The sequence below is a fragment of the Achromobacter sp. FW305-C-28 genome (assembly GCF_058783235.1).
Genome location: NZ_JBYSYL010000013.1, coordinates 1 through 14804 on the forward strand (window position 1 = coordinate 1; position 14804 = coordinate 14804).

Sequence of the window (14804 nt, forward strand, 5' to 3'; positions counted from 1 at the left end):
ATGGATACGCCAGTCGTAGCACCAGCGCCGGTCAGGGCCGACACGTCGATACCTTCGTAGCCCACCCGCGCCGGCCCCGCCACCACGTTCAGGCGGTCTGCCCAGACCTGGGCGTTCAACTCCAGCGTACGCGCCAGCAGGTCCAGTTGACTGAGATTGGCGCCGTACAGACCCGCGCCTTCGATGGCCAGGCGGCCACTGGCGATGTCAAAGCCCAGCGTGCCGTCCGGCCCGACGACCGGCTTGCCGGTGGTGAGCGTGGCGCGGTTGGCGTTCAAGAAGCCGCAGCCGTTGCAGGTGATGCCGGCCGGGTTGGCGACGATGACGTTGGCGCGGTTGCCGGCCACTTCCAGCATCCCGCCCAGCTGCGACGGGTTGGGTGCGGTGACCTGGTTCAGGATGGTGCTGGCGCGCTGGTTGCCCAGCATGGGGTTACCCGCCACTTGCCCCGCCACTTGCGTCTGGCTGGCCGCGCCGCTGTTATTGAGCACCACGCCGGACGGCCCGACGTTGAACTGCGTGTAGCGGTTGTTGGACACCCCACCGGCCGAGGGCGGCGCGATGTTGACCACCGGCACGCCGCCCGCCACGCCCACCACGGGCTTCTGCCCGGCCACGTTCTGGTCCACCGAAATCGGCAAGGTCTGCGCCAAGACGGGCGTCCAGATCTGCGTGTAGAGGACCAACCAGAGAACTGCGGAGCGAAGCTTGGACATAGCGTGGCGAATCTCGGTAGAGGTGGGTCGACCCATGGCGAGGCAACCCGCAGAGCAATGTGTGCAGCGACTTGTGGCGCGACTCGGGTCGCGGCACGTCATGCGGCAGGCGGCACGCCAGGCGCCGCCCGGGCTTAGAACTCGAACATCAGCGTGGCGGCGAAGACCGTGCTTTGGGTTTTCAGGTTGTCGGGCTTTTTCAGGGGCCAGCCGGCCGACAGGTCGTAGCTGGCGCTGACATAGGGCATGGCGATGCGCCCGCGCAGACCGGCGACGGCGCCGACCAGGGTGCGGCCGGTCAGGTATTGCGCGGACGGACCGCCGACGCGACCGGCGTCCAGGCCGGTATAGAGTTGCTGGCCCAGATTGCCCAAGTTCAGCGACAGGTCGTTGCGCAGCGTCCAGCCGTCCTCGGCAGCCAGGGTCATCTGGCCGTCAAAGCCGCGCACCGCGTAGCGGTTGCCGATGGTGAAATAGTCGGCGGGCACGACGGGGGTCTTGGCGTGCTGGATCTGCCAGTTGGCTTGGTAGGCCATCTGCTGGCCTGCCACCTTGAATGGCAGGTACAGGCCGGCGTTGGCGGACAAGAGCGTGCTGCGGCCGTTCCAATCGGGATCGCCATAGACGTAGCCGGATTGGTTGGAGAACTGCGGCAGGGTGCCGCGCACGCCGCCGCCGATGTCCAGCACCATTTGGTCGACGTAGTGCCGGTGGCCGTAGCTGAATTCGTAGCCGACCACGTCGCGTCGCTGCACTTCGATGTCGACGTCGTTAAGCGTGCTGTTGGCGCGCTTGCGCAGGAACTTGAGCACGGCGGTGCCCTTGTAGCTGGCGCCGCGGTACGGCACGACGGACACGCCGGCCTCGACCTGCTTGCTGGTGCCGCCGTAGACGATGGGCGCTTCGAAGCCGGCCACGGTCTGGCGGTAGCGCGATTTGCTGGCCCCGGCAAACAGGGTCCAGTAGCCGAACGGGATGCTGTAGTTGATGGACGCCGCGCGCGAGCCGGCGTCACTGTTGCGCAGGTCGGCGTTGCTGTTCCAGGACGCCGACAACTGGTCGTACAGGAACAGCGGCGAATCCAGCGTGAGGCCGGCGTTGATCTGGTTCTTGCCGGTGGATTCCAGGCCGGCGTTGTCGCCGCCAACGTAGGCGTGCCAGCGCTTGCCGGTGCCGGGCTTGATGAGGATGTCGGACTCGCCCAGCTCGGGGCCGGGGGCCACGTCGATGCTGGCGTCGGCCTGGCCGGCCAGGCGGCGGATATTTTCCAGGGCCTGATCCAGGTCGCGCTGGTTGACGCTGCCGCCGGGCCCGGTGGGCAGGGCCATGCGCCACCAGCCGGGCGCGCCTTCGCTTTTCACGCCGGAGATGCGGCCGGGCACGTAACGCAGGGTCAGGGTGCCGCTGGCCAGCGATTGCTCGGGCACCAGCACGCGCGCGGTGATCAGGCCGCGGTCGATCAGCCGGGCCATCAGGTGCTCTTGCAGCAGGCGCAGGCCCTGGCCGCCGACGCACTGGCTCAGGGCGGCTTCGCTTTCAAGGCGCAACCAGTCGGGCGGTTCTGGGCCGTCCCAGACAATATGACCCAGCGTGAAGCAGGGCGATTCGGCTGGGAAGGTCAGCGGCCCTTGTCCCGCTGCGGGCGCGGCGGGCGTGGACAGCACGTCTGGCCGCTCGGCGGCGCGAGCGCGTTGGGCGTCCAGTTCCTGTTCCTGGCGGCGTTGGATGTCGCTGGCGCGCGCGGCCGCCTCCGCAGGCGGAGTCTGCGCAGACACGGGAGATAAACCGATGAAATAGGCCACCAATACAGCAGACAACGGCAGCCCGGGAAGGCGCCTCTGCCGGAGGCGGCTTCGCAGTGTGAACTTATGCACTTGTTTCTTATTGAAATGACTGGTTTCTCCCTATAACGGAAGAAAGCCGGACTAATTAAGCGCAAATCTCAATTTATGCCGTTTGTTGACGAATGATCCGGCATACATTGGCGACGACGCCCCATATAGAGATACATGTTTCGTAACAGATGACTGCCCCGATAACTTAATGGGAGGTCCGGCTGGCTGCCATTGGATCTTTCTGAAAATGTTCAGGGCGTCTTGACGTTGCCTGCCTGCACCGTCCCGGGGGCTGTGCCAAAATCGCGCCCATGCCGACCGACAACCGACTGCTTCCTTCCGCCCTCGCCGCCCAAACGGCGCAATTGCCCGCCGCCTGGCAGGCGGCGCTAAACGCCCCGCGCGTGGCCGACGCCCTGCATACCGTGACCGCCCACGTGGAAAAGCGGCTGGCTGAAGGGGCGGTGGTATATCCGGCCACGCCGTTTCGGGCGCTGCACGGGCTGGCGCCGTCGGATGTGCGGGTGGTGATCCTGGGGCAAGACCCGTATCACGGGCCCGGCCAGGCGCAGGGGTTGGCGTTTTCGGTGCCGGACGACTGCAAGCGCCCGCCCAGCCTGCGCAACATCTTCAATGAGATCGCCCAGGAATACCCCGGCACGGCGCTGCCCGCCGGCAATGACCTGAGCCCCTGGGCCGACCAGGGCGTGCTGCTGCTGAACACCGCACTCACGGTGGAAGACGGTCAGCCGGCGTCCCACGCCAAGCGCGGCTGGGAAACGGTGACGGACGCGTTGATCGCGCGGGTGGCGCAAGACCCCTCGCCCAAGGCGTTTTTGCTATGGGGCGCCCATGCCCAGGCCAAGCAGGCGTTGCTACCCAGCAACAGCGGCCACCTGGTGTTGATGTCCAACCACCCCTCGCCGCTTTCCGCCCGGCGTCCCCCGGTGCCGTTCCTGGGTTGCGGGCACTTTCTGGCGACCAACCGCTGGCTGGTCGACCAAGGGAAAAACCCTATTGATTGGGCGCTGGACAAAAAAATAATTCCCATGCAGGGCGAATTCGGGTTATGATCGCCGCACTGCACAAAACGAGTTCGGCATTTACCGCCTTGATTTAGCGGAAGTTTTAGCAGTCTGCCGGGCAACCAAGCCCGAGCCCCATGCCGAACATCATCGATTCCTGACCTCCTTTCCTTTCGCCCTGCGTTCCAAGCAGTATCAAGAGAACGCGCCACGCGCACGGTTGATTCGGTCGGCACGATGCTCCATCAACCGTCGCCTGGATCCGGCCGCCTAATCCCCTGGCCCGACCAAGCACTGCGTCGCATTTTTCGCGGCAAGGGAAAGTAATGTCTTTCGAAACCCTGGGTCTCGCACCCGCCCTGTTGTCGGCCGTTCAAGAAGCTGGCTTCAGCACCCCCACCCCCGTTCAAGCGTCGGCCATTCCGCAAGCGCTGGCCGGCCACGACCTGATGGTGTCCTCGCAGACGGGCAGCGGCAAGACCGCCGCCTTCATGCTGCCGGCCCTGCACCGCATTGCCCAGATGCCCGCCAACAAGGGCGTCGGCGTGCAAGTGCTGGTGCTGACCCCGACCCGCGAACTGGCTCTGCAAGTCACCGAAGCCACCGCCACCTATGGCCGCAAGCTGGCCGACCTGCGCACCGCCACCGTCGTGGGCGGCATGCCCTACGGCGCCCAACTGAAGGCCCTGTCGCGTCGCGTTGACGTGCTGGTCGCCACCCCGGGCCGCCTGATCGACCACCTGCAGTCGGGCCGCGTCAAGCTCAACACCGTGCACACGCTGGTGCTGGACGAAGCCGACCGCATGCTGGACATGGGCTTCATCGAAGATATCGAGACCATCGTCAGCCGCCTGCCCGCGGAACGCCAGACGCTGCTGTTCTCGGCCACCCTGGACGGCACCATCGCCAAGCTGGCGGCGCGCATGATGCGCGACCCGCAGCGTATCGAGATGGCCGGCTCCAAGGAAAAGCACACCAACATCACGCAAAGCCTGCTGTACGCGGACGACGCCAGCCACAAGATGCAGCTGCTGGACCACGTGCTGCGCGACGCCTCGCTGGACCAGGCCATTGTCTTCACGTCGACCAAGCGCGGCGCTGACGACCTGGCCGACCGCCTGGCCGACCAAGGCTTTGCCGCCGCTGCCCTGCACGGCGACATGAACCAGCGCCAACGCACCCGCACGCTGTCGCAACTGCAACGCGGCCAGCTGCGTATTCTGGTTGCGACCGACGTGGCCGCCCGCGGCATCGACGTGCAAGGCATCAGCCACGCCGTCAACTTCGACCTGCCGATGCAAGCCGAAGACTACGTGCACCGTATCGGCCGTACCGGCCGCGCCGGCCGCAACGGCCTGGCGTTCACGCTGGCCACGCACTCCGAGCGCCACAAGGTTCGCCGCATCGAGCACTACATCGGCCAATCGATCAACCCTGAAGTGATTGCCGGCCTGGAACCCAAGCGCACCCCGCGTCCGTCGACCGGCGCTGCGCCGCGCGGCGGCAAGCCTTTCGGCAAGCGCCCCGGCGGTTTCGGCGGCGGTTACCAAGGCAACCGGGACGGCGGCTCGCGTGAAGGCCGTTCGTTCGGCGGCCCGCGTGGCGAGTTCAAGCCGCGTGAAGGCGGTTACCAAGGCGCCCGCGACGGCGCCCCGCGCGAAGGCGGCTACCAAGGCAATCGCCCCTTCGGCGATCGCCCGGCCCGCTCGTTCAGCGATCGCCCCAGCTTCGGCGACCGCCCCCAACGCGAAGGCGGCTACCAGGGCAATCGTCCCTTCGGTGATCGCCCCCAGCGTGAAGGCGGCTTCCGTGGCGCCGACCGTGATTCGCGCCCCAGCTTCAGCGACCGTCCCAGCTTTGGCGACCGCCCCCAGCGCGATCCGCGTCCGTTCAACGAACGCGCTCCGCGTGAAGGCGGTTTCCGCGGCGCCGACCGTGATGCCCGTCCCAGCTTCAGCGATCGCCCCAGCTTTGGCGACCGTCCGCAGCGCGAAGGCGGCTTCCGTGGCGGCGACCGTCCGGAAGGCGGCTTCCGCGGCAAGCCCACGTTCGACAAGCGCCCCGGCGGCCCCGCCAAGCGCTTCGCCAAGCCGGCCGGCGACCGCCGCGGCTAAGCCCTGATCGGCATATCGACCAGCCGCCTGGCGGCCTGTCGATTTCCCCCAAGCCAACCCCGCGCCTGTCGCGGGGTTTGTTTTTTGGGAAAATGCGTGATTGCCCCGACGTCCTGATTCCTGCCATGCAACGCCCCGCCCCTGCCAATCTGCCCCCGCTTTCCCCCGCCGCCCAGGCACACAGCGATGCCGCCAGCGCACACCTGCGTGCCGCGATCGCCGCCGCTTCGGGCTGGCTGCCGTTTGACCACTGGATGGCGGAAGCGCTGTACGCCCCCGGGCTGGGCTATTACGCGGCGGGTAACGTGAAGCTGGCCGAACCCGAGGCCGATGGCCGCACACCTGCCGGCGACTTCGTCACCGCGCCGCAGCTGACGCCCTTGTTCGCGCGCACCTTGGCGCGCCAGGTGGCGCAGGTGCTGCGCCAGACCGATACGCACCACGTGCTGGAATTCGGCGCCGGCACCGGAGCGCTGGCCGAAGGCGTGCTGCGCGAGTTGGACGCGTTGGGGCTGACGGACACGCAATACCTGATCCTGGAAGTGTCGGCCGACCTGCGCGCACGCCAGGCCGAACGGCTGGCGCCGTTCGGCGCGCGGGTGCAATGGCTGGATGCGCTGCCGCAGCGTTTCCGCGGCTGCGTGCTGGCCAATGAAGTGCTGGACGCGATGCCGGTATCGCTCTTCACCTGGGGCGCCGATGGCGCCGTGCTGGAACGCGGCGTGGCCGTGGACGCGGCACAAGGCTTCGTGTGGGAAGACCGCCCGGCTTCGCCGCGTCTGGCCGCCGCGGTGCAAGCGCGCATGCCGGCGCTTTCCGGCTACGTGTCCGAAATCAATCTGCAGGGCGAAGCCTGGATCGATGGGCTGGGTGGCTGGCTGGAACAGGGCGCCGCGCTGCTGGTGGACTACGGTTTTCCGCGCAGCGAGTACTACCACCCGCAACGCGCGGGCGGCACGCTGATGTGCCACCTGCGTCATCATGCACACGGCGATCCCTTCACCGCGCCCGGGCTGCAGGACATCACCGCGCACGTGGATTTCACCGCCATGGCGGACGCCGCGATGGCGGCCGGGCTGCAAGTGCTGGGCTATACCTCGCAGGCACGCTTCCTGATGAACGCGGGCCTGATGGAACTGCTGGCGCAGCTGGACCCCTCGGATGCGCAAGCCTATGCGCAGGCGGTGGCGCCGGTGCAGAAACTGCTGTCGGAGGCCGAGATGGGCGAGCTGTTCAAGGTGCTGGCGGTGGGCCGAGGCATGACGGAGCCGCTGATCGGCTTTGCCCGCGGTGACCGGCTGGGCAAGCTGTAAGGCGCCGGACCGGCGACCAAGCGCTTGCAGGGCAAGCGCCGCCAAGCCCGCATTGCGCGCCGGCCGGCGTCACGCACCCGCCATCAACCCGCGCGTAACCGCTGCAAGCGTGCCTCGCGCACGCTTTGTTTGATACGCGCAGGGTCGCCCGCGCAGCCCCGGGCGATAGCGCCGGCATCCACGCCGCGCACGGCCTCCACACGGGCGCGCCAGGCATCACGGTCCACCGGCTGCAACACCGCCACGGTATCCAGCAGATCGAAAAAGCGTTCGGGCTTGCGCAGCGCGTCGGCGCGTTCCATCAGCGCCAATCGTGCATCGGCGGCGTCCGCGCCAGCCGCCTGCGCGGCATCCAGCCCCGCCAGCATCTCGGGCAGCAAACGCGCGTAGTCGTTACATTCGGCCGGCACGCGCAGGCGCCGGCCCAGGGCTTCGCGCTCGGGCGACAGCCGGCACAGCAGCGCATAGCGGCCCGGCAGCGCCAGGCCTGGCGAAACGGCGCGGTCGATGTCGGCGCCGGTGGTTTCCGAGCCCTGCAATTCAGGCATGACGCGCGCCAGCGCGCCAGATTGGCGCAGGATGTCGAGCATGCGCGACGGCGCGGCGGCCATCAGGCCACGCGACAGTTCTTTCCAGACGCGCTCGGCCACCAGGGCGTCGGCCTCGCCGGCCTGGACCATGCGGCGGCACAGTTCCAGGGTTTCGGGCGCCACGCTGAAATCGGCAAAGCGCGCGGTGAAGCGGGCCAGGCGCAGGATGCGCACCGGGTCTTCCTCGAACGCCTCGCCCACGTGGCGGAACACGCGCGCCTGCACGTCGGCCGCGCCGCGCAGGGGGTCGACCAGCGTGCCATCCGGACGCTGCGCGATGGCATTGACGGTCAGGTCGCGGCGGCGCAGGTCTTCTTCGAGCGTGACGTCGGCGCCGGTGTAGAAGGTAAAGCCCTTGTAGCCGCGCCCCGATTTGCGTTCGGTGCGCGCCAGCGCGTATTCCTCTTTGGTGACCGGGTGCAGGAACACCGGAAAGTCACCGCCCACCGGAATGAAGCCGCGCCGCGCCATGTCTTCGGGCGTGGCGCCCACGACCACCCAGTCGTGATCGCCAGGCGTCAGGCCAAGCAGCGCATCACGCACCGCGCCGCCCACGATATAGACCTGCAACCCTTGCGTTGCCGCGTCCTGCGTCATGGCAAGTTGGTGGTTTCGGCGCCCAGCGGCACGATGTTGCCCAGGCGCTCTTTCAGGGACTGCGACTGGCCGCTGAACATGGCGGCGTAATAGACCGCGTTGGACATCACGTTCTTGACGTAGGTGCGCGTTTCGTTGAACGGGATGGTTTCGGCAAAGATCGCGCCTTCGACGGGGTGCGTGAAGGTCGAACGCCAGTTGTGCGGCCGGCGCGGCCCGGCGTTGTAGCCGGCGCTGGCCAGCATCTGCGAGCCGTTCAGGTCACGCAGCACCATGTTCAGGTAGTTGGTGCCCAGCTCGGTGTTGGTGTCGAAATCGTTGACGCTGTCGGGTGTGAAGTTGCTCATGCCGATCTTGCCGGCAACCCACTTGGCCGTGGCCGGCATCAGCTGCATCAGGCCCGAGGCACCCACGTGCGAGCGCGCATCCATGATGAAACGCGATTCCTGGCGGATCAGGCCGTAGACCCAGGCCGGGTCCAGCGCAATGGCGTTGGCCTTGGCGGTGACGCGGCCTTCGAAGGGCGCGATGAAGCGCTGGCTGAAGTCGAATTCCTTTTCGGTGCGGTCGGAGGTGTTGACCACTCGGTCGTAGATGTTTTCGGCGCGGGCCAGTTCGGCCGCGGCGATCAGCTGGCGGTCGGTCATGCCGCGCAGCGCGAAGTTCCATTCGGGCACGGCTTCCTGGCGCCAGCCCAGGCGGAACAGCTGCACGGCGCGGCGCAGGCCGGGGTTGGCGCGAGCCTCGGCGATTTCGCGGTCGCTGACGGGCGTGGGGCGCGGGGGCACGGTGATGCGCCGGCCCAGTTCTTCGGCCGACAGCTGGCCGTAGAAATCGAAGCGGTCGGCGATGCTGGCGTAGGCGGCGTTGGCCTGGTCGCGGCGGCCGGTGGCGGCCATGCCACGCGCCTTCCAGTAGACCCACGACGGATCCGCTTGCTGCGCGGCGGGCATCTGGTCGATGGACTCGATGACCCACTTCCAGTCGATCTTGGGCTGGCGCAGCGCGGCGCGCACCTTCCAGCCGGCGTTGTAGTCGGTCATGCGGATATGGCCGGCTTCGTGGTACCAGTCGTCGGCGCGGCTATCCAGGTTCAGCGCGGCCACCAGCGCGTACTGGCCGCGGATCCAGGCCAGATTCGACTTGGCCATGGACTTGGCCCATTCGCGCCGCAGATAGGAATCGGCGACGTTGATGTCGGAACGCGCCAGGCGCGCCAGCGCGATGGTGACCAGCTCTTTTTCGTTGCGGCCCACCGGCAGGCGGTCTTGCCGCGTCAGCCAGCGCATCGGGTCCTTGATAAGGACGTCGTAGGTCTTCTGGTCGCGCGGCTCGAACATGTACTGCACGAACTTGCGGGCATCGGTGGTCTTGTTGGCCTCGATGGCGTCGCGCAGCTGGGGTTCGAGTTCGTCCCAGCCCAGGATGCGATCGGCCACCAGTTGGTCGTACAGCGCCCAGCAGGCGCCGCCCGGCGCAAAGGCGGCGATGGCCTGGGCGGCCGTGGCGCGCTGGCCGGTCATGTGCTTGGCGTCCAGGATGGCGCATTCGACCTGGGCGTTGGTGTTCTTGACGGGCGCGAGCTTGCGCACGGTTTCGAAGTCGCCGCTGCGCGCGGCGGCCAGCAGCCAGTCGGCGCGCAGGCGGTCGGCCAGGTAGGCGTCGGGATTGCCATTGATGAACTTCTGCAGGTCGGCGGTCGGCCGGCCCCCTGCGGGTGGGCTCCAGAGCTGGTAGCGCAGCAGCCAGTATTCGGGGTACATGCCCAGCGGATCGGACTTGGCTTGCGGCACCAGCGCGCCCAGCACCGACCATTGCTTGCGGTTCATGGCTTCGCGCGCGGCCACCACGGCGGCCAGCGCGGGCGTGTCGCTGGTGGGCGGCAGGCCGGCCAGCACGGCCGGCGGCACGGCGATGGCCGGCTGCGGGGTCTGCACGGCAGGCTGGGGCTGCGGGTTGACCGCGGCAGTGCGTTGCTGGGCGTCGACCGGCGCACAGGCCGCGGTGAACAAGGCCAGCAGCGGCAACCAGCGGCGCAGCCCTGCGCGCGCGTCGGCGGCCTGCGCGGATTTCCCGGCGGATTTCTGATACCGTCCGAATTGCGAGGCCGGGGCCATGGCCAGGTCGTTGGGCGTGTGCTTCATGCGCCGGCCTTGCCAGCGGCTTGCGGGTCCGCGCAATGGTGCGCGCGTTTGTTGGTGTTATCGCTGATCCGCATTGTCGCCTTCATTTTTCACCCCTGTTACAGCTACCGCATGACTACGCAAAATACTCCAGAGGATACCGCAGTCCAGCTACGCACGCGATTGCGGAAATTGCGTGCCGAACTGCCCGAAGATCAACGCAGCCGCGGCGGTTTGCTGATGCGCGCACGCCTGTTCACCTGGCTCAACGTGGCGCGCGACGAAGCCGTGCGCGCCGGCCGCCCGGCGCCGGCCACGGTGGCCGCCTTCTGGCCCATGGACGACGAGCCCGACCTGCGCCCCCTGCTGGAACAATGGACCGACAACGGCGTGAAGGTGGCGCTGCCCGTGGTGCGCGAGCGCAACGCCCCCCTGGTGTTCCTGCCCTGGACGCCGGACGCCGAGCTGCGCGCCGGCCCCTATGGCATCCAGGAACCCGTGCACGGCGCCGAGGTATTGCCCGACGTGCTGCTGGTGCCCACGCTGGGCTACACCGAATCCGGCGACCGCCTGGGCTATGGCGGCGGCTATTACGACCGCACCCTGGCCGCGCTACGCGACCGCGGCCACGCCTTCACCACCATCGGCGTGGCCTGGAGCTGCGGCGAACTGGACCCCGGCTACCTGCCGGCCGCCCATGATTTCCGCCTGGACGCGGTGATCACCCCGGACGGCTGGGTGCCGCATGCCCCGCAACAGGAACCCGGCCAGGGCGGCGCCCTCCTGCACAGCTACACGCTGCGCTGACGCACCAGAGTTGCTCCGGAGCTTGCACCAACCTGGTGCAAGCCCTATTATCTGACCCTGATATTTCCGGCCAGAGCCTCACCCAGGCTAGGCCCCCGCCCCCCAGCACGGCACGCCCGTCGCTCATCCCCCGCCCGCGGTTTTCCCCCACGGCGGTGTCACGAACCCACCACGCCCTCCGCGCCGGGACCTTGCCCGGCCGCCTCGACCGCCCCTCGCCACGCCCCGGGCGCCTGTCGTTTCCCCGGGGGCTAGCCACACAAGGCCCAGGGGAGGATATTCTTCCCCAAGGGCGGCCCCGTTTGTCCGCGCAAAGCTGGCATGCGGGTTGCTTGTTCATTCAGACCGGTCTGCACCGACCGGATAACGGCCGCGCCCAAGCCGGCCGTCAGTATCTGCAACGGAGGAGCCATGAAGGACAGACCATCCCGTCCAGCCGCCTATGACGAGATGCGCGACAGCGCAGGCGGCATACGCTCCCATTACCAGGCCTTCGAGCGCTGGCACGACGAGCAATCCGCGGAAGCCATGGCGGCGCGCCGCCTGGAAGCCGACCTGAGCTTTCGCCGGGTCGGCATCACCTTTTCGGTGGCCGGCGACGCGGCCGGCACCGAACGCCTGATTCCCTTCGACATGATCCCGCGGATCATTCCCGCCGACGAATGGCGCCGCCTGGAAGCCGGCCTGAAGCAGCGCGTACGCGCGCTGAACATGTTCATCCACGACATCTACCACGGCCACGACATCGTGCGCGCCGGCATCGTGCCGGCCGAACAGGTGTTCCTGAACGCCCAGTACCGCCCCGAAATGCAGGACGTGGACGTGGCCGAGGACATCTACTGCCACATCGCGGGCGTGGACATCGTGCGAGCCGGCGCCGGCGAATTCTATGTGCTGGAAGACAACCTGCGGGTGCCGTCCGGCGTGTCCTACATGCTGGAAAACCGCAAGATGTCGATGCGTCTGATGCCCGATGCCTTCAGCCGCATCAAGGTCGAACCCGTCGCGCACTACCCCGACCTGTTGCTGGACAACCTGCGCGAAGTGGCGCCGCACGGCGGCGACGACCCGACCGTGGTGGTGCTGACGCCGGGCATGTACAACTCGGCCTATTTCGAGCACGCCTTCCTGGCGCAGCAGATGGGCGTGGAGCTGGTCGAAGGCCAGGACCTGTTCGTGGAACAGAACACGGTGTACATGCGCACCACGCAGGGGCCGCGCAAGGTCGACGTGATCTACCGCCGGCTGGACGACGACTTCCTGGATCCGCTGTCGTTCCGGGCCGATTCGGCGCTGGGCGTGCCCGGCCTGCTGTCGGTGTACCGCGCCGGCCGCGTGACGCTGGCCAACGCCATCGGCACGGGCATTGCCGACGACAAATCCACCTACCTGTATGTGCCGGACATGATCCGCTTCTACCTGAGCGAAGAGCCGATCCTGTCGAACGTGCCGACCTGGCGCTGCGGTCGTCCCGAAGAGCTGTCCCACGTGATGGCCAACATGCACGAACTGGTGGTCAAGGAAGTGCACGGCGCCGGCGGCTACGGCATGCTGGTGGGGCCGTCGGCCTCGCGCGCCGAGGTCGAAGCCTTCAAGGACCGCGTGCGCGCCAACCCGTCCAACTACATCGCGCAGCCTACGCTGGCGCTGTCCACCGTGCCCACCTATGTCGAGTCGGGCGTGGCGCCGCGCCACGTCGACCTGCGGCCGTACGTGCTGTGCGGCAAGGACATCCGCACCGTGCCCGGCGGCCTGTGCCGCGTGGCGCTGACCGAAGGCTCGCTGGTGGTCAACAGCAGCCAGGGCGGCGGCACCAAGGACACCTGGGTTCTGGAGGAATAACGATGCTGAGCCGAACCGCCGACAACCTGTTCTGGATGTGCCGCTACATCGAGCGCGCCGAGAACACCGCCCGCATGCTGGACGTGAACCTGCAGATGTCGCTGCTGCCGCAAGACGCGCAGACCCGCGAGGGCTCGTGGAACGCCGTGTTGCGCATCTCGGAACTGCAAGGCCTGTACCGCGCCAAGCATGCCGTCATTTCACCGCAGGACGTGCTGCAGTACATGGTGCGCGACCCCGAGAACCCGTCGTCCATCTACACCTGCATGCGCGCCGCCCGCGAGAACGCGCGCGCCGTGCGCGGCAGCCTGACCACCGAAGTCTGGGAGACCTACAACACCACCTGGCTGGAATTGCTCAAGCACTTGCACACCGGGCTTCTGGAACGCAACCCGGGCGAATTCTTCGAATGGGTGAAGTTCCGTTCGCACCTGGCCCGCGGCGTCACCATCGGCACGATGCTCGAAGACGAGGCGCTGTACTTCCTGCGCATCGGCATGCACCTGGAACGCGCCGACAACACCGCGCGCATGCTGGACGTGAAGTTCCACGAACGCGACGGCAATGGCGGTGCAACCGCCAACGGGTCGCAGCAGCAGCAACAACAACAGGATAGCCGCACCGACGGTAACGCCACCAGCGGTCTGCAAAGCGAGTTCTATCGGTGGTCGGCACTGCTCAGTTCGGTGTCGGGGCTGGAAATCTACCGCAAGGTATATCGCGACATCATCACGCCGGACCGCGTGGCCGAATTGTTGATCCTGCACCCCGACATGCCGCGTTCGCTGCTGGCGTCGATGCGGGCGGTGTCGGAAGACCTGGCGCGCGTATCGAACCAACGCTCGACCGAAACGCAGCGCCGCGCAGGCATGCTCTGCGCAGAGCTGCAATTCGGCCGCGTCGAAGACATTCTGGATAGCGGCCTGCACCAGTACCTGGAGCACTTCCTGGACCGTATCAACGATCTGGGCAACCGGATCAGCCAGGACTTCCTGGTGCCGCTGTCGGCATGACAAGGAGACAGGCATGAAACAGATCATCACGCACGTCACGCATTACCGCTATACCGCGCCCGTCACCTACAGCATCCAGACCTTGCGGCTGACGCCGCGCGACGACGAGCACCAGCGCGTGCTGCGCTGGCACATCGAAGCGCCCGGCGCGCTGGAACAGCAGGTGGATGCCTACGGCAACATCACCCACACGCTGACCCTGAACCGCCCGCACACCGAAATCGAGCTGCGCGTAGTGGGCCAGGTACAGGTAGGCGCGCTGACGCTGGGCGCGCTGGGCGGCGAAGACAGCCGCCTGCCGGTGCACGCCTATTGCGTGCAGACGCCGCTGACGCAGGCCGACGACACCATCCACGCCTTCACCCGCGACGTGCTGCCCGGCGGCTTGAATACGCCGGCCGACGTGCTGGCGCTGGCCAGCGCCATCTGCGATCGCGTGGCCTACGAGCCGGGCACCACCGATGTCACCACCGCGGCCAGCCAGGTGCTGGCCATGGGCCACGGCGTCTGCCAGGACCACGCCCACCTGTTCCTGGCCTGCGTGCGCGGCCTGGGCGTGCCCGCTCGCTACGTCAGCGGCTACCTGTACACCACCACCCAGCACGCGGCCAGCCACGCCTGGGCCGACGTCTGGCTGCCCGACACCGGCTGGACCAGCGTGGACATCACCAACCGCCAGTTCGCCTCCGATTGCCACTGCCGGCTGGCGGTGGGGCGTGACTACGATTCGGCCTCGCCGGTGCGCGGCGTGCGCAGCGGCGGCGGCGAGGAATCCATGGAGGTCCACGTGGAAGTGCAGACGACTTTGCAGCAATAACCCCTGCGGGCC

General features: G+C 67.6%; 11 protein-coding genes. 7 read left to right on the top strand and 4 right to left on the bottom strand.

The features are described 5' to 3' along the window. Positions 1-716: filamentous hemagglutinin N-terminal domain-containing protein (locus AC3WMR_RS25390; RefSeq protein WP_492266096.1), on the bottom strand; the 716-nt coding region annotated here is incomplete at its 3' end. 134 nt (positions 717-850) lie between these two features. Then, the gene (locus AC3WMR_RS25395; protein WP_492266095.1) at positions 851-2491 is read right to left on the bottom strand and encodes a ShlB/FhaC/HecB family hemolysin secretion/activation protein; all 1641 of its coding nucleotides are present in this window, start codon (positions 2489-2491) and stop codon (positions 851-853) included. 371 nt (positions 2492-2862) lie between these two features. On the opposite strand from AC3WMR_RS25395, the gene AC3WMR_RS25400 reads away from it, so the two are divergent. The 3 genes from AC3WMR_RS25400 (at position 2863) to AC3WMR_RS25410 (ending at position 7003) form a co-directional block, all read left to right on the top strand. Continuing rightward, entirely contained in the window at positions 2863-3624 is a 762-nt protein-coding gene (locus tag AC3WMR_RS25400; RefSeq protein ID WP_492266094.1) for a uracil-DNA glycosylase, read from the top strand. A 278-nt stretch (positions 3625-3902) separates the two neighbouring features. Next, on the top strand, positions 3903-5690 hold the full coding sequence (locus AC3WMR_RS25405; RefSeq protein WP_492266093.1) for a DEAD/DEAH box helicase: 1788 nt from the start codon (positions 3903-3905) through the stop codon (positions 5688-5690). A 125-nt stretch (positions 5691-5815) separates the two neighbouring features. Next, complete coding sequence (locus AC3WMR_RS25410) at positions 5816-7003, top strand: class I SAM-dependent methyltransferase (RefSeq protein WP_492266092.1); 1188 nt, start codon at positions 5816-5818, stop codon at positions 7001-7003. Between the two features lie 83 nt (positions 7004-7086). On the opposite strand, the gene AC3WMR_RS25415 is transcribed toward AC3WMR_RS25410, so the two are convergent. Next, entirely contained in the window at positions 7087-8190 is a 1104-nt protein-coding gene (locus AC3WMR_RS25415; RefSeq protein ID WP_492266091.1) for a tRNA nucleotidyltransferase/poly(A) polymerase-related protein, read from the bottom strand. After that, complete coding sequence (locus AC3WMR_RS25420; RefSeq protein ID WP_492266090.1) at positions 8187-10334, bottom strand: lytic transglycosylase domain-containing protein; 2148 nt, start codon at positions 10332-10334, stop codon at positions 8187-8189. Before AC3WMR_RS25420 ends, AC3WMR_RS25415 begins: the two co-directional genes overlap by 4 nt. A 111-nt stretch (positions 10335-10445) precedes the next feature. On the opposite strand from AC3WMR_RS25420, the gene AC3WMR_RS25425 reads away from it, so the two are divergent. The 4 genes from AC3WMR_RS25425 to AC3WMR_RS25440 all read left to right on the top strand — a co-directional run bounded on the left by AC3WMR_RS25425 (position 10446) and on the right by AC3WMR_RS25440 (position 14792). After that, complete coding sequence (locus AC3WMR_RS25425) at positions 10446-11120, top strand: 5-formyltetrahydrofolate cyclo-ligase (protein WP_492266089.1); 675 nt, start codon at positions 10446-10448, stop codon at positions 11118-11120. A gap of 411 nt (positions 11121-11531) precedes the next feature. Further along, positions 11532-12962 (top strand): circularly permuted type 2 ATP-grasp protein, encoded by a 1431-nt coding sequence (locus AC3WMR_RS25430; protein WP_492266088.1) that lies wholly within the window; start codon positions 11532-11534, stop codon positions 12960-12962. A gap of 2 nt (positions 12963-12964) precedes the next feature. After that, entirely contained in the window at positions 12965-13975 is a 1011-nt protein-coding gene (locus AC3WMR_RS25435; protein ID WP_492266087.1) for an alpha-E domain-containing protein, read from the top strand. A 13-nt stretch (positions 13976-13988) separates the two neighbouring features. Next, the gene (locus AC3WMR_RS25440; RefSeq protein WP_492266086.1) at positions 13989-14792 is read left to right on the top strand and encodes a transglutaminase family protein; all 804 of its coding nucleotides are present in this window, start codon (positions 13989-13991) and stop codon (positions 14790-14792) included. Positions 14793-14804: the final 12 nt, after the last annotated feature.

Bases quoted from the DNA above. Each gene is read 5' to 3' on its own strand.
- AC3WMR_RS25415 (WP_492266091.1), bottom strand. From the start codon at position 8,190: ATGACGCAGGACGCGGCAACGCAAGGGTTGCAGGTCTATATCGTGGGC.
- AC3WMR_RS25440 (WP_492266086.1), top strand. From the start codon at position 13,989: ATGAAACAGATCATCACGCACGTCACGCATTACCGCTATACCGCGCCC.
- AC3WMR_RS25410 (WP_492266092.1), top strand. From the start codon at position 5,816: ATGCAACGCCCCGCCCCTGCCAATCTGCCCCCGCTTTCCCCCGCCGCC.
- AC3WMR_RS25430 (WP_492266088.1), top strand. From the start codon at position 11,532: ATGAAGGACAGACCATCCCGTCCAGCCGCCTATGACGAGATGCGCGAC.
- AC3WMR_RS25425 (WP_492266089.1), top strand. From the start codon at position 10,446: ATGACTACGCAAAATACTCCAGAGGATACCGCAGTCCAGCTACGCACG.
- AC3WMR_RS25435 (WP_492266087.1), top strand. From the start codon at position 12,965: ATGCTGAGCCGAACCGCCGACAACCTGTTCTGGATGTGCCGCTACATC.
- AC3WMR_RS25405 (WP_492266093.1), top strand. From the start codon at position 3,903: ATGTCTTTCGAAACCCTGGGTCTCGCACCCGCCCTGTTGTCGGCCGTT.
- AC3WMR_RS25420 (WP_492266090.1), bottom strand. From the start codon at position 10,334: ATGAAGCACACGCCCAACGACCTGGCCATGGCCCCGGCCTCGCAATTC.
- AC3WMR_RS25400 (WP_492266094.1), top strand. From the start codon at position 2,863: ATGCCGACCGACAACCGACTGCTTCCTTCCGCCCTCGCCGCCCAAACG.